This window comes from Enterobacter sp. ECC_219_Taxon_10, from assembly GCF_058354905.1.
This window is the reverse complement of sequence record NZ_CM178005.1, coordinates 324,293-337,981: the sequence shown is the minus strand read 5'-3', so window position 1 is coordinate 337,981 and position 13,689 is coordinate 324,293. Positions and strand designations below refer to the sequence as shown.

Here is a 13,689-nt window from a genome sequence, read left to right as displayed (position 1 = left end):
AGCAGGCTACAGCGAAAGCGTAGCCTGTCAGGAAGAGATTACAGCCATTCGCCGTTGCGAATCACGCCTACTGCCAGACCTTCAATAGAGAAGCTCTGTTCGCGGAGGTCGACCACAATCGGGGTGAACTCGTTGTTTTCAGGCAACAGCTGGACGGTGTTACCCTGTTTTTTCAGGCGCTTAACGGTCACTTCGTCATCAATGCGCGCAACCACCACCTGGCCGTTCCGCACATCCTGCGTTTTGTGAACGGCCAGCAGGTCGCCATCAAGAATGCCGATGTCTTTCATCGACATCCCGCTAACGCGCAGCAGGAAATCAGCGCTCGGCTTGAACATACCAGGATCGACCTGGTAGTGGCCTTCTATATGCTGTTGTGCCAGCAGCGGTTCACCTGCGGCAACGCGGCCTATCAGAGGAATGCCCGTCTCTTCTTCCACCAGCAGGCGGATACCGCGCGACGCGCCTGACACAATCTCAATTACACCCTTACGCGCCAGCGCTTTCAGGTGTTCCTCGGCAGCATTCGGAGAACGGAAGCCCAGACGCTGCGCGATTTCCGCACGCGTGGGTGGCATACCCGTCTGGCCGATATGATCCCGAATGAGATCAAACACCTCTTGCTGCCTGGTCGTTAATGCTTTCATTCCGCCCCCTGGGTGTATATACAGTTATGCTGTGAGTATATACAGTCAAAGGCGATTTTGGAACCAAAAACTGCACAAAAAACCAGGGACTTAATTATTCCTGGAGGCTCATCGGAAATGTGACCAAAGCAGCGTGACCCAGGTAATGGCTGCAGTGATAATTGCCAGCAGCACAGCGGCAGAGCCCATATCTTTCGCCCGGCCAGAAAGCTCGTGGAAATCTGAGCCGATCCGGTCAACAACGGCCTCAATAGCGCTATTGAGAATTTCCACTATCATCACCAGAAGTACGGAACCGATGAGAAGCACGCGGGTAATAGCATCTACATCAAGGAAACAGGCGATGATAACCGCGACGATAGCGGCGACACCTTCCTGGCGAAAAGCAGCTTCATTAACCCACGCGGCACGGAAACCTTTCCATGAATAGCCAGCGGCTTTGATGATACGCGTTAACCCAGTGGTATTATTGGCCATTAAAAGAACCTTTTTTAAAAAAGAGCGTCAGTAACAGGAGCAGCAGCGCGTTTCGCTGCCGCCTGAAGTATGACGGGTAACAACAGAAATTTTGCGCGCTTTCTGTTATCCTTGCGCCGCAATTGCATTATTAACCAGAGGCTTTACATCGTTTATGTCCGGCTGGCCACGAATTTACTACAAATTACTTAATTTACCATTAAGCATCCTGGTAAAAAGCAAGTCTATCCCAGCAGAACCCGCGCTGGAACTGGGGCTCGATACGTCGCGCCCTATTATGTACGTTTTGCCTTATAACTCGAAGGCAGACCTGCTGACGCTTCGCGCCCAGTGTCTGGCGCATGATTTACCCGACCCGCTTGAACCGCTGGAAGTTGACGGCACTTTGCTGCCGCGCTACGTGTTCATCCACGGCGGGCCGCGCGTGTTTACCTATTACACGCCGAAAGAAGAGTCCATCAAGCTGTTCCACGACTATCTCGACCTGCACCGCAGCAATCCTGACCTGGATGTGCAGATGGTGCCGGTATCGGTAATGTTTGGTCGCCGCCCGGGCCGTGAAAAAGGTGAAGAGAACCCACCGCTGCGCATGCTTAACGGCATTCAGAAGTTCTTCGCGGTCTCCTGGCTGGGACGCGACAGCTTTGTGCGATTCTCCCCTTCCGTCTCCCTTCGCCGGATGGCGGACGAGCACGGCACTGACAAGATCATCGCGCAAAAACTGGCGCGCGTGGCGCGTATGCACTTCGCCCGTCAGCGCCTGGCGGCTGTAGGGCCACGCCTCCCGGCGCGTCAGGACCTGTTCAACAAGCTGCTGGCCTCTAAAGCGATTGCCCGCGCCGTTGAAGACGAAGCGCGCAGCAAGAAAATTTCGCATGAGAAAGCCCAGCAGAACGCCATTGCGCTGATGGAGGAGATCGCAGCGAACTTCTCTTACGAGATGATTCGCCTGTCCGATCGTATTCTCGGCTTTACCTGGAACCGCCTGTATCAGGGCATCAACGTTCATAACGCCGAACGTGTGCGGCAGCTGGCGCACGATGGCCATGAGATTGTCTATGTCCCCTGCCACCGCAGCCACATGGACTATCTGCTTCTCTCCTACGTGCTCTATCACCAGGGGCTGGTACCGCCGCACATTGCCGCTGGTATTAACCTGAACTTCTGGCCAGCAGGCCCGATTTTCCGCCGTCTGGGTGCATTCTTTATTCGTCGTACCTTCAAGGGCAACAAGCTCTACTCCACCGTGTTCCGCGAGTATCTCGGCGAGCTGTTCAGCCGCGGCTACTCCGTGGAGTACTTCGTGGAGGGCGGTCGTTCCCGTACCGGTCGCCTGCTCGATCCGAAGACCGGCACGCTCTCGATGACCATTCAGGCGATGCTGCGCGGAGGAACCCGTCCGATCACGCTGGTGCCAATTTACATTGGCTATGAGCACGTGATGGAAGTGGGCACGTACGCCAAAGAGCTGCGTGGTGCGACCAAAGAGAAAGAGAGCCTGCCGCAGATGCTGCGCGGCCTGAGCAAGTTACGCAATCTGGGTCAGGGCTACGTAAACTTTGGCGAACCGATGCCGCTGATGACGTATCTGAACCATCATGTTCCGGAGTGGCGCGAGTCTATCGATCCTATTGAAGCGGTTCGTCCGGCCTGGCTGACGCCAACGGTGAACGGTATCGCGTCCGAGCTGATGGTGCGCATTAACAACGCCGGTGCAGCCAATGCCATGAACCTGTGCTGTACGGCGCTGCTGGCTTCCCGTCAGCGCTCCCTGACTCGTGAACAGCTCACGGAGCAGCTGGACTGCTACCTGGACATGATGCGCAACGTGCCGTACTCGGTTGATTCGACGGCCCCTTCTGCTACCGCCAGCGAGCTTATCGATCACGCGCTGCAGATGAACAAGTTCGAAGTCGAGAAAGACACGATCGGCGACATCATCATTCTGCCGCGCGAGCAGGCGGTGCTGATGACGTACTACCGCAACAACATCGCTCATATGCTGATGCTGCCGTCGCTCATGGCGGCCATTATCACCCAGCATCGCCGCATCTCACGCCAGGAGCTGTTGCGCCACGTTGAGACGCTCTACCCGATGCTGAAAGCGGAGCTGTTCCTGCGCTGGAGTAAGGAAGAGCTGGCCGTTGAGCTGGATAAACTGACGGAAGAGCTGCGCCGTCAGGGGCTGATTACCGTTGCAAACGACGAACTGCACATCAATCCGTCACGCTCCCGTACCCTGCAACTGCTGGCGGCCGGTGCGCGTGAAACGCTCCAGCGCTACGCCATTACGTTCTGGCTGCTGAGCGCGAATCCGTCGATCAACCGCGGCACGCTGGAGAAAGAGAGCCGGACACTGGCACAGCGTCTGTCCGTTCTGCACGGCATTAACGCCCCTGAATTCTTCGACAAAGCGGTCTTTAGCTCCCTGGTGCTGACGCTGCGTGACGAAGGCTTCATCAGCGATACGGGCGATGCCGAGCCGGAAGAGACGCTGAAGGTTTACCAGATGCTGGCTGAGCTGATTACCTCGGACGTGCGCCTGACGATCGAGAGCGCCACGCAGGGCGAGTGATGTGAAAAAGCCGGGTGGTGGCTTCACCTGACCCGGCCTGGCGTTCTGCATAATATAAAGGCCCGGTAAGCGCTAACGCTACCGGGCCTTATTTTTGAGCCTTCTTAAATCACCGCATTCAGCTCAGCAGCGTAAAGGCAATCATCCCGACAATCGCACCCGTCGTGCCGAGGATGGTTTCCATCAGCGTCCAGGTTTTCAGGGTTTGCGCTTCGGTCGCGCCGGTAAACTTACCGAACAGCCAGAAGCCTGCGTCGTTAACGTGCGAGACCACAATCGAACCGCCCGCGATACAGATAGACAGCGCGGCCATCTGCGCACCGGAGTAGTTCAGCTGTTCAATCACCGGCATCACCAGACCCACGGCGGTTAAGCACGCCACGGTTGCAGAACCCTGAATGATACGCACCGCCGCAGCCAGCACGAAGCAGGTTACCGCAATCGGCAGACCCATCCCGGTCAGCGCTTCACCCAGAGCCGGGCCCACGCCGGAATCCACCAGCACCTGCTTGAACACGCCACCGGCACCGATTACCAGCAGGATAATCCCCGCAGGCTGCAGAGCCGCACCGCAGATCTCCATCACGCGGTCTTTTGGCATCCCCTGGCGCATCGCCAGGCCGTAAATCGCCACCAGACAGGCCACCAGGATCGCCGTGAACGGGTGACCGATGAACTCAAACCACTCGTAGGCAGAAGAACCTACCGGAACGAAACGTGCAGCGATGGTTTTCAGACCCACGAGAACCAGCGGGAGCAGGATCAGCGACAGGCTGAAGCCGAAGGATGGCATTTTGCCTTCGCCCAGGTGCGGCTCGGTGATGTCGTCCGGAATGTGCAGCTCAACGTAACGGCTGATGAAATTGCCCCACAGCGGGCCGGCAATAATCATCCCCGGGATTGCCGCGCACAGGCCAATCAGGATCATCCAGCCAAAGTCAGCGTGCATCTGGGACGCCAACAGCATCGGCGCAGGCCCAGGCAGCAGAAACGCTGCGGCTGCCGCCACGCCCGCAAACAGCGGAATGACCAGCTTGACGAGGTTAGTGCCGGTATGGCGCGCCATAGAAAACGCGACGCTGATGAGCAGCACAACGGCCACTTCAAAGAACAGGGGCAGTGCGCAAATCAGACCGGCCAGGCCAATCGCGTAGTGCGCGCGGCTGTGACCGAACGATTTCAGCATCTTGACGGCAATCTGGTCGACCGCGCCCGTCTCGTGCAGAATCTTGCCAAACATCGCGCCCAGCGCGACCACAATCGCCAGGAAGCCCAGCGTACCGCCCATCCCTTTTTCCATCGTCGCGGCGATCTTGTCGAGCGGCATGCCGGAAAAGAGACCTGCACCTATAGAAACCACCATCAAAGCAACGAAGGCGTGCATACGCGCCTTCATCACTAAAAACAGCAGCAGCAATACCGAACCCACTGCTGTCAAAACTAGCGTTAATGTACTCAAAACTTACTGCCTTTTGTTAATGACCTCGATGGTGCTGGCTACAACACCCTCCAGTGACTGATCGATATCAACCACTAAGACGTCTTTTTCATCTTCACCCGGCTCCTGAAGCGCTTCGAACTGCGTCACCAGCATCTGGGTTTTAAAGAAGTGGCCTTTACGCGCCTTCAGACGGCTTTCAATCACCTCAAAATCCCCTTTCAGGTAGATGAAAGAGAGGTTCGGGTTGCCGTCGCGCAGCAGGTCGCGGTAGGTTTTTTTCAGCGCGGAGCAGACGATCAGGGAAACTTTATTGGTGCGCTGCATCGCGAACGCGGCGTCATTCAGGGCCTGCAACCACGGTTTGCGGTCGTCATCGTTCAGCGGCTCGCCGGAGGCCATTTTCATAATGTTGCTGCGCGGATGGAGGAAGTCACCATCAAGAAACGCAGCCTGAAGTTGATGCGCCACTTCGCTCGCCACGGCAGATTTACCGCTACCGGACACGCCCATCAGGACGTAAACGTGGTGATCGTGATTAGTCGTGCTCAAAGGGTGTCCCTCAGTCAATTGTTACGGGTAACAGTTATCGGTAACATTGTCCTGCCGGGGCAAAAGAGAAGCAATATCCAAACGTGCGCGAAGTGAATAAGTGTGAGCTACTTCAAATTTGTCAGTTCAAATAGATCCACCCGGTGACAAGGTGAAACCTAAATCTAACATTTTCGGGGTAACCGTCTCGCCACGAATGCGCGCCAGCAGGCGTTCTGCGCCAATGCGGCCCATACGTTCACGCGGGGTCAGGACGCTCGCCAGACGCGGCTCCATCACCTGGCCGATGTCGTGGCCGTGGAAACCGGCGATCGCCATATCATCAGGGATCTTCAGCCCCAGACGCTGACACTCAAACGCCGCGCCGACCGCCAGGTCATCGTTGGTACAGAAAATACCGTCCAGTTGCGGATACTCGCGTCGCGCCTGACGCATCAGCTCAATACCCGAGGTGTAAGATGAGGACTGCTCCACCATCACGCTGTAGGGGGTTAAGTTCGCGTCGAGCATCGCCTGCTCGTATCCCTTCTGTTTGATGATAGTACGTTCATCAAGACGCGCACCCAGATAGGCGATATGACGATGCCCACGGGCGATGATGGCCGCCGTCATCTGGCGCGCCGCTTCGAAGTTATCGAACCCAACGGCGATGTCGAGGCACGGAGACTGGCTGTCCATCAGCTCTACCACCGGGATACCGGCCACTTCAATCATTTTGAGCGTGCGGGCAGTATGGGTACGTTCGGTTAAAATCAGGCCGTCAATGTTCCAGGAAAGCATCGATTCAAGACGTTCCTCTTCCAGTTCCGGCTTGTACCCGTAGTGGGCGAGCATGGTCTGATAGCCAAAAGCATCGGTGACGCTTTCGATACCGCGCAGAACTTCAGCGAAAACCTGGTTGGTTAAGGAAGGAAGCAGGACGCCCACCGCACGGCTGGTCGCATTTGAGAGAATATCGGGTGCGCGGTTGGGGATATAACCCAGTTCATCAAGGGCGGCGGCAATCTTGCCACGCAACGCCACGGAAACCTGTTCCGGGTTACGTAAAAAACGGCTGACCGTCATTTTGGTCACACCGACGCGATCGGCGACATCCTGAAGTACGGGGCGTTTCTTTTTCATCGTCCTGAGAAATCTTGAAGTGAGAGATTTGCTCAGTTTATCACGGACAAAGCTCAACCTTCCCCGTTTAAAGGGAAGGTTGAGAAATTATTTAGACCGGAGGCAGGTCAAACAGCAGGATTTCACTTTCGCTGTCGGCATGTACGGAGAGCGCCTGCTCATCCCAGACGGCCAGACCATCGGCGGTGGTGGCTTTGGTGCCGTTAATGGACACTTCACCTTTCACCACCTGGATCCAGACGCGGCGGTTGGCGGCAATCTGGTGCACAGACTGTTCGTCTTTTGCCAGCGCCCAGCGGTAAAGCTCCATATCCTGATGCACCTTCAGGGAACCTTCACGCGCGTCCGGGGACAGCACCAGCTGTTTGCCCTGTTTCGCGTCAAAGCGGCGCTGCTCGTAGCGCGGCGTGATGCCGGTCTCTTCTGGAATGATCCAGATTTGATACAGGTGCAGTTTTTCCGTTTTACTCGGGTTGTACTCGGAATGACGCACCCCGGTACCCGCGCTCATAATCTGGAACTCTCCCGCCGGAACCTGTTCTTTGTTGCCCATGCTGTCCTGGTGCTCAACCGCCCCTTCCAGCACATAGGTCAGAATTTCCATGTCTTTGTGCGGGTGGGTACCGAAGCCCTGGCCTGCATCAATCACGTCGTCGTTAATCACGCGCAGTGCGGAGAAGCCCATGAAGTTCGGGTCGTAGTAGTCGGCAAACGAGAATGAATGCCATGAGTCCAGCCAGCCATGATTTGCGTGACCACGTTCGTTTGCTTTGCGTAAGTAGATCATTGTTTTCACCCTCAGTTCGTTTCGATGGAGTAAGTGTGGACGCAAACGGCCGGGGATCATAGAGGGTGAAAATTGACTCCTCTGTTCAAAAATTATGAAAAAGCGTAGAGGAGCCGTTTTTGCTTATTTCGCGAGGGTTATCGTGGCAGGAGAGGCCTGCTCGAAGGCCCGCTCAAGGATTTCCAGGTTGGTCAGAACGTCAGATTCCTTGACGTAATTCGCCGTGCCGTTTGTGAGGGTCTCAAACAGCGCATCGTAGACGCGGCCATAGTCGCCGGTTTCCGGTTTCAGCGTTTCTTTGACCGTCACGCCCTCGTCGTTCACATACTCCAGCACGCCCACGGAATCGTCCGCCGCAAAGCCAGGCTCACCGGGCATGATATTGGCCTTCAGGCTGGTCTCCTGCTGGTCGATACCGTATTTGATAAACGAACCTTTGGTACCGTGAACGATAAATTTCGGGTAGTCGATTTTCACCAGATGGCTGGTTTTGACGATGGCTTTCAGGTCGCCGTAGAACAGCTGCGCTTCAAAGGTGTCGTCCGGGTTGGCTTTATTACGCAGGCTGCGGATGTCATACGCCACGTGGTCCGGGCGGCCAAACAGGGAGATGATCTGGTCCATGGTGTGCACGCCCAGACCATAGAACGAGCCGTCCTGCGGCAGGCCGGGCTGGGATTCCGCCACCGGACGGTAGTAATCGAAGTGGCTTTCAATTTCCACAATGTCGCCCAACCTGCCGCTTCCAATCGCTTTTTTCGCCGTCAGGAAGCAGCTGTCAAAGCGGCGGTTCTGATACGGCATCACGGTCAGCCCTTTGCTTTTCGCCAGCGCGAACAGTTCCTTCGCTTCGGCAATGGTCGGGGTGAACGGCTTTTCCACCAGCACGTTTTTGCCCGCTTCCAGCGCGCGTTTCGCATACTCAAAATGACTGTCGGCGTGGGTGCAGACGACCACCAGCTTTACCTGCGGGTCATTCAATACCTCGTTCAGATCGCTGGTAAAATGAATATGGGAATACTGCGGAGATTGCTCTTCCGGCTTCGCGCTGCGACGGTAGATATGGGCCACATGCCAGGTATCTTTACGGTGGAGGACATACGGAAGGTGGTAGCGGGTCGTACTTTTACCAAATCCAATAAATGCGCAATGTAGTGTCATAGCTCAGTCCTTTTGGAAGGTTACTGGGTTTTACCATAGCGCATGTTTTGCCCTCACCCCAGCCCTCTCCCACGGGGAGAGGGAGAAAAAGGGCAAAAAAAAGCCAGCGAGAAGCTGGCTAAAGTAATACTGGAAGCAATGTGAGCAATGTCGTGCTTTCAGGTTCCCGTAGGGGTCTTCCTGAATGCAAAGCAATAATAATCATTCTCATTCGCACTTGTCCAATACTTTTTGCAAAAAATAGCGGTTGACTCAAATTTTAAAGTCATTGATGTTGGAGGGGACTTTTAACTGACTGAGGAACAAGGAATGAGTGAGATAGTGATACGCCACGCGGAACCGAAAGATTATGACGCCATTCGTCAGATCCACGCCCAGCCGGAGGTGTACCACAACACGCTACAGGTTCCTCATCCCTCTGAGCAAATGTGGCAGGAGCGGCTATCCGACCAGCCTGGCATTAAGCAGCTCGTCGCCTGCATAGACGGTCACGTCGCCGGCCATCTGTGCATCGTCGTCGCGCAACGCCCGCGCCGCAGCCATGTGGCTGATTTTGGGATTTGTGTGGGCGCACAGTGGCAAAACCGGGGCGTTGCCAGCGCGCTGATGCGCACCATGATTGATATGTGCGATAACTGGCTGCGCGTTGACCGCATTGAGCTAACGGTGTTTGTCGATAACGAACCAGCGATTGCGGTGTACAAAAAACACGGGTTCGAAATTGAAGGCACCGGCAAACGCTATGCCCTGCGCAACGGTGAATATGTGGATGCGTATTATATGGCGCGGATGAAGTAGTTTGTTGCCCTCACCCTAACCCTCTCCCACAGGGAGAGGGAATGAAACACGTAGGCCGGGTAAGGCGAAGCCGCCACCCGGCAACATATCAATACCCCGCCGTCAAATCATCCACCGACCGCGGATCCGACGCCCCGAACAGCGCCCCATCCGGCCCGACCATAATGCTCTGGGTGCTGCCCATCGCCTCTTTCACCGCCACCTTCTGTCCGCGCTGCTCCAGCAGCTTGATGGTGTCCGGGCTAAAGCCCTTCTCCACGCGCAGTTCGTCCGGAAGCCACTGATGATGGAAACGCGGGGCGTTGGTGGCTTCGGCAATGTTCATCCCAAAGTCGATGCTGTTCACCACCATCTGCAGCACGGTAGTGATAATCCGGCTGCCGCCAGGACTGCCGGTCACCAGCCAGGTTTTACCGTCTTTCACAACGATTGTGGGCGACATGGACGACAGCGGACGTTTCTTCGGCCCAACCGCATTCGCATCGCCGCCAACCAGCCCGTAGACGTTCGGCACGCCCGGCTTGGCGGAGAAGTCATCCATCTCGTTGTTCAGCAGAATGCCACTGTTGCCCGCCACAATCCCGGTGCCGAAGGTGGTGTTGAGCGTGTACGTCACCGCCACCGCATTACCGTCTTTATCCACCACCGAGAAGTGCGTCGTCTGGTTGCTTTCATACGGCGCCAGCTTGCCGGGGCGGATCTCGCTCGACGGTTTGGCCTTGTTGATGTCGATCTGTTCCGCAATGGATTTGGCATACGCCTTGTTGGTCAGCGCCTGCCACGGCACCTTCACGAAGTCCGGATCGCCGAGATATTCCGAGCGGTCAGCGTAGGCGCGTTTTTCCGCTTCCGCCATCACCTGCATGGCGTCCGCGCTGCCGAAGCCGAACTTGTGCATATCGAAGTTTTCAAGAATATTGAGGATCTGCACGATGTGGATCCCGCCGGAAGACGGCGGCGGCATGGAGAAGACCTCGTACCCGCGATAGGTGCCGCTAATCGGCTCGCGCTCCACCGCCCTGTATTCCGCCAGATCCGCTTTGGTGATGAGCCCGCCGTTCTTCTGCATCTCTTGTGCAATCTGATCGGCAATCGCCCCTTTATAGAACGCGTCCGGACCGTGCTCCGCAATCAGCTCCAGGCTTTTGGCGAGGTTCTTCTGCACCAGCTTATCGCCCTTCTTCAGCGGCTCGCCGTCTTTCCAGAAGATGGCCTTGCTGTTTTCATGATTGGGAATAACTTCGCTGCCGTAGGTCTTGAGATCGTCCGCCAGGGCATCATTCACCACAAAGCCGTCGCGCGCCAGCTTGATGGCAGGCTGCACCACTTTATTCAGCGGCATCGTGCCGTATTTTTCCAGCGCCAGCGAGAAGCCCGCAACGGTGCCCGGCGTGCCGGAGGCGAGATGGGAGGTCAGGGATTTTTTGCTGTCAGGGTTACCCTGGTCGTCGAGGAACATATCCCGGGACGCCTGAGAAGGCGCCATTTCGCGGAAGTCGATGGCGGTGGTTTTCCCGTCTTTGGTGCGCAGCATCATAAAGCCGCCGCCGCCCAGGTTCCCCGCCTGCGGGTGCGTCACCGCCAGCGCATAGCCGACGGCGACCGCAGCATCCACCGCGTTACCGCCCTGTTTGAGAATATCGACACCCACGCGGGTTGCCAGCGCATCCACCGATGCCACCATGCCATGGGTTGCCCGCACGGGATGGAAAACATCTTCCTCCACGCCGTAAGAGACCGGAGGCGCCGCCGGCGGGTTGGCCGCCACGCTAAATGTACCGCCTGCCATCAGCGCGGCGATGGCGACCCAGCGCAAGAAGGTTGGTTTCATCATTATTGTTCTCCAGGTGAAGGGATCCATATTCCCCGCTTAAGCCTGGTTCACAACTCCTAAAAAATCATCGTCATGGTGAAATCAGGGTAAACTTAAGAGAGGCCTCAAGAGGAGGAAATGACAATGAAACGCTTGATGATTCTTACGGCGCTGATCCCGTTTGCCGCGCTCGCACAGCCGCTCAACACCATGAATAACCCGAACCAGCAGGGGTATGTTATCCCGAGCCAGCAGCGTATGCAGACCGAGATGATGAGCCAGCAACAGCAGCAGAAAGGGATGCTGAATCAGCAGCTGAGAACGCAGACCCAGATGCAGCAGCAGAGCCTGCAAAACCAGATGAACGCCAACACCCAGCGCGTGCAGCAGGGACAAGTGCGCGAGCAGCCGCTGCCGAATAAAAACGGCGGGATGTTAGGGGGGATGACGTCGTCAGGCAGCGGACAGCAGCATATGCTGCCGCCGCAGTCGAACGGCAGTATGCTTAATCCGCAGAACTAAAGTCCGGGCCGATCAGGTCGATTGCATCGGTACAGATGCTGTCCACGCCCCAGCGCAGCAGCTCGGCTGCACGCTGGGGTTTGTTAACGGTGTAGACCAGAATATGCAGACCCGCGTCCTTCAGCATCTTCACTCGCGCCTCATCCAGCAGCTTATGATTAAGATGAATAGAAACACACGCTAAGCGCATCGTCAGCTCGCGCCAGTCCTCGCGCCACTCGTCAAGCAGCAGCCCGCGCGGCAGCTCCGGCACGGCTGCCTGTGCCGCTTCCAGCGCGTTAATTTCAAACGAGGAGAGCAGCGGCGCGGTCATTCCTTCCCACAGCTCACGCGCGGCAAGGGCAATCACTTTGCCCGTCAGCGGCCCGGTGCCGGTGGTCGGTTTGATTTCGATATTGGCCATCATACCGTGCTGGCGACAGCGGTCCGCCACTTCCGCCAGCAGCGGCAGCGGTTCGCCTTTGAATTCGCCGCTGTACCAGCTTCCGGCGTCCACCTTCAGCAGATCGCGCCACGGCAGCTCGCCCGCCACGCCCCAGCCGTTGCTGGTGCGTTCGAGGTTATCGTCATGCAGCAGGAAAATCTCGCCGTCTTTCGACAGCTTGGCGTCGAACTCGATCATCGTGTGACCGTAGCGCGCGCCAACATCAATCGCCGCCAGGGTGTTCTCCGGCGCCAGCTTACCGCCGCCCCGGTGGGCGACGACGTGGGGATAAGGCCAGTTGCTCATACTCGTTGTCCTGTTTCACCGTCAAACAGGTGCAGATGGTTTTCCGGCAGGTGCAGCCACAGCGTGCTACCCGCTTTCGGGCGTTCCTGATGCGCCAGGCGCACCACCATTTTTTGATCCCCCCAGCGCCCGTGCGCCAGGTTATCTGCACCCAACATCTCCAGCGTGTCCATCACCAGCGGCACGCCGCCGTCCGCCTGAGAGGTTAAAGCAATATGCTCCGGGCGGATACCGAGCGTCATCTTACGCCCGGCGTAGCCACGATAGTACCAGTTGATCGGCAATGCCATCCCGCTTTCCAGCTCAAAATGCGTGCCCGCGCTGCTGATACGCCCTTCCAGCAGGTTCATCGCCGGGCTGCCGATAAAGCTCGCCACAAAGCGGGTGGCCGGTTTCTCGTACACTTCCACCGGGGTGCCAATCTGCTCGGCGATGCCTTTGTTCATCACCATTACGCGCTGCGCGAGCGTCATGGCTTCGACCTGATCGTGGGTCACATACAGGGAGGTGGTTTTCAGACGACGGTGCAGCTGCTGTAGCTCAAGACGCATCTGCACGCGCAGCTTGGCGTCAAGGTTGGAGAGCGGCTCGTCAAAGAGGAATACCGCCGGATCGCGCACGATGGCGCGCCCCATCGCCACGCGCTGGCGCTGGCCACCGGAGAGCTCGCGCGGGCGGCGCTTGAGCAGGCCATCGAGTTCCAGAATGCGCGCCGCCTCTTTCACGCGCTCGTCGATATGGCCTTTGCCCATGCCGCGGATTTTCAGCCCCCAGGCCATGTTCTCTTCAACGCTCATGTGCGGATAGAGGGCGTAGTTCTGGAACACCATCGCAATGCCTCTGTCTTTCGGCTCCATTTCGGTGACGCGCTGGCGGTCAATCCAGATATCCCCGGAGGTCACGCGCTCCAGCCCCGCCACCATGCGCAGCAGCGTGGATTTGCCACAGCCGGACGGGCCGACCATCACGATGAATTCCCCGTCCGCCACGTCGAGCGTTAACGGCTGAATAACCTGGGTTTTGCCGTCCCAGCTTTTGGTTACTGCCTGAAGTTTTAAACCTGCCAT

General features: G+C 57.1%; 13 protein-coding genes. 3 read left to right on the top strand and 10 right to left on the bottom strand.

Features of this window, described 5'->3' with window-relative positions:
* Positions 1 to 38 precede the first annotated feature (38 nt).
* Together lexA and AC4ICF_RS01470 are read right to left on the bottom strand one after the other, a co-directional pair.
* Entirely contained in the window at positions 39 to 647 is a 609-nt protein-coding gene (lexA, locus tag AC4ICF_RS01475) for a transcriptional repressor LexA (RefSeq protein WP_028015162.1), read from the bottom strand.
* A 108-nt stretch (positions 648 to 755) separates the two neighbouring features.
* Positions 756 to 1,124, bottom strand: a complete 369-nt coding sequence (locus AC4ICF_RS01470; RefSeq protein WP_014830281.1) for a diacylglycerol kinase — start codon at positions 1,122 to 1,124, stop codon at positions 756 to 758.
* Between the two features lie 154 nt (positions 1,125 to 1,278).
* On the opposite strand from AC4ICF_RS01470, the gene plsB reads away from it, so the two are divergent.
* Positions 1,279 to 3,699: a glycerol-3-phosphate 1-O-acyltransferase PlsB gene (gene plsB, locus AC4ICF_RS01465; RefSeq protein WP_116343834.1), complete on the top strand. Its 2,421-nt coding sequence runs from the start codon at positions 1,279 to 1,281 to the stop codon at positions 3,697 to 3,699.
* A 118-nt stretch (positions 3,700 to 3,817) separates the two neighbouring features.
* Here the strand turns inward: plsB and gntU are convergent, their stop codons facing one another.
* From gntU to AC4ICF_RS01440, 5 genes are all read right to left on the bottom strand, one after another.
* On the bottom strand, positions 3,818 to 5,158 hold the full coding sequence (gene gntU / locus AC4ICF_RS01460) for a gluconate transporter (RefSeq protein WP_010436459.1): 1,341 nt from the start codon (positions 5,156 to 5,158) through the stop codon (positions 3,818 to 3,820).
* Positions 5,159 to 5,161: 3 nt separating this feature from the next.
* Positions 5,162 to 5,689: a gluconokinase gene (gntK, locus tag AC4ICF_RS01455; RefSeq protein WP_008503362.1), complete on the bottom strand. Its 528-nt coding sequence runs from the start codon at positions 5,687 to 5,689 to the stop codon at positions 5,162 to 5,164.
* Between the two features lie 126 nt (positions 5,690 to 5,815).
* On the bottom strand, positions 5,816 to 6,811 hold the full coding sequence (gene gntR, locus AC4ICF_RS01450; protein WP_021242747.1) for a gluconate operon transcriptional repressor GntR: 996 nt from the start codon (positions 6,809 to 6,811) through the stop codon (positions 5,816 to 5,818).
* Between the two features lie 91 nt (positions 6,812 to 6,902).
* Entirely contained in the window at positions 6,903 to 7,598 is a 696-nt protein-coding gene (locus AC4ICF_RS01445) for a pirin family protein (protein WP_003861565.1), read from the bottom strand.
* A 123-nt stretch (positions 7,599 to 7,721) separates the two neighbouring features.
* Positions 7,722 to 8,759, bottom strand: a complete 1,038-nt coding sequence (locus AC4ICF_RS01440; RefSeq protein ID WP_316380623.1) for an oxidoreductase — start codon at positions 8,757 to 8,759, stop codon at positions 7,722 to 7,724.
* A 309-nt stretch (positions 8,760 to 9,068) separates the two neighbouring features.
* On the opposite strand from AC4ICF_RS01440, the gene yhhY reads away from it, so the two are divergent.
* Positions 9,069 to 9,557 carry an N-acetyltransferase gene (gene yhhY, locus AC4ICF_RS01435; protein WP_045143059.1) on the top strand — a complete coding sequence of 163 codons (489 nt, stop codon included), beginning with the start codon at positions 9,069 to 9,071 and terminating at the stop codon, positions 9,555 to 9,557.
* Between the two features lie 88 nt (positions 9,558 to 9,645).
* Here yhhY and ggt read toward each other — a convergent pair whose 3' ends face one another.
* A complete protein-coding gene (ggt, locus tag AC4ICF_RS01430) occupies positions 9,646 to 11,391 on the bottom strand; it encodes a gamma-glutamyltransferase (RefSeq protein WP_316380624.1) in 1,746 nt (581 codons plus the stop codon).
* Between the two features lie 123 nt (positions 11,392 to 11,514).
* On the opposite strand from ggt, the gene AC4ICF_RS01425 reads away from it, so the two are divergent.
* Complete coding sequence (locus AC4ICF_RS01425) at positions 11,515 to 11,892, top strand: DUF2756 family protein (RefSeq protein ID WP_023326493.1); 378 nt, start codon at positions 11,515 to 11,517, stop codon at positions 11,890 to 11,892.
* On the opposite strand, the gene ugpQ is transcribed toward AC4ICF_RS01425, so the two are convergent.
* The gene (ugpQ, locus tag AC4ICF_RS01420) at positions 11,876 to 12,622 is read right to left on the bottom strand and encodes a glycerophosphodiester phosphodiesterase (RefSeq protein ID WP_316380625.1); all 747 of its coding nucleotides are present in this window, start codon (positions 12,620 to 12,622) and stop codon (positions 11,876 to 11,878) included. The two genes, AC4ICF_RS01425 and ugpQ, sit on opposite strands and share 17 nt — an antisense overlap.
* Positions 12,619 to 13,689, bottom strand: a complete 1,071-nt coding sequence (locus AC4ICF_RS01415; protein WP_116343993.1) for a sn-glycerol-3-phosphate import ATP-binding protein UgpC — start codon at positions 13,687 to 13,689, stop codon at positions 12,619 to 12,621. Before AC4ICF_RS01415 ends, ugpQ begins: the two co-directional genes overlap by 4 nt.

Bases quoted from the DNA above. Each gene is read 5' to 3' on its own strand.
- lexA (WP_028015162.1), bottom strand. From the start codon at position 647: ATGAAAGCATTAACGACCAGGCAGCAAGAGGTGTTTGATCTCATTCGG.
- AC4ICF_RS01470 (WP_014830281.1), bottom strand. From the start codon at position 1,124: ATGGCCAATAATACCACTGGGTTAACGCGTATCATCAAAGCCGCTGGC.
- plsB (WP_116343834.1), top strand. From the start codon at position 1,279: ATGTCCGGCTGGCCACGAATTTACTACAAATTACTTAATTTACCATTA.
- gntR (WP_021242747.1), bottom strand. From the start codon at position 6,811: ATGAAAAAGAAACGCCCCGTACTTCAGGATGTCGCCGATCGCGTCGGT.
- AC4ICF_RS01445 (WP_003861565.1), bottom strand. From the start codon at position 7,598: ATGATCTACTTACGCAAAGCAAACGAACGTGGTCACGCAAATCATGGC.
- AC4ICF_RS01440 (WP_316380623.1), bottom strand. From the start codon at position 8,759: ATGACACTACATTGCGCATTTATTGGATTTGGTAAAAGTACGACCCGC.
- yhhY (WP_045143059.1), top strand. From the start codon at position 9,069: ATGAGTGAGATAGTGATACGCCACGCGGAACCGAAAGATTATGACGCC.
- ggt (WP_316380624.1), bottom strand. From the start codon at position 11,391: ATGATGAAACCAACCTTCTTGCGCTGGGTCGCCATCGCCGCGCTGATG.
- AC4ICF_RS01425 (WP_023326493.1), top strand. From the start codon at position 11,515: ATGAAACGCTTGATGATTCTTACGGCGCTGATCCCGTTTGCCGCGCTC.
- ugpQ (WP_316380625.1), bottom strand. From the start codon at position 12,622: ATGAGCAACTGGCCTTATCCCCACGTCGTCGCCCACCGGGGCGGCGGT.
- AC4ICF_RS01415 (WP_116343993.1), bottom strand. From the start codon at position 13,689: ATGGCAGGTTTAAAACTTCAGGCAGTAACCAAAAGCTGGGACGGCAAA.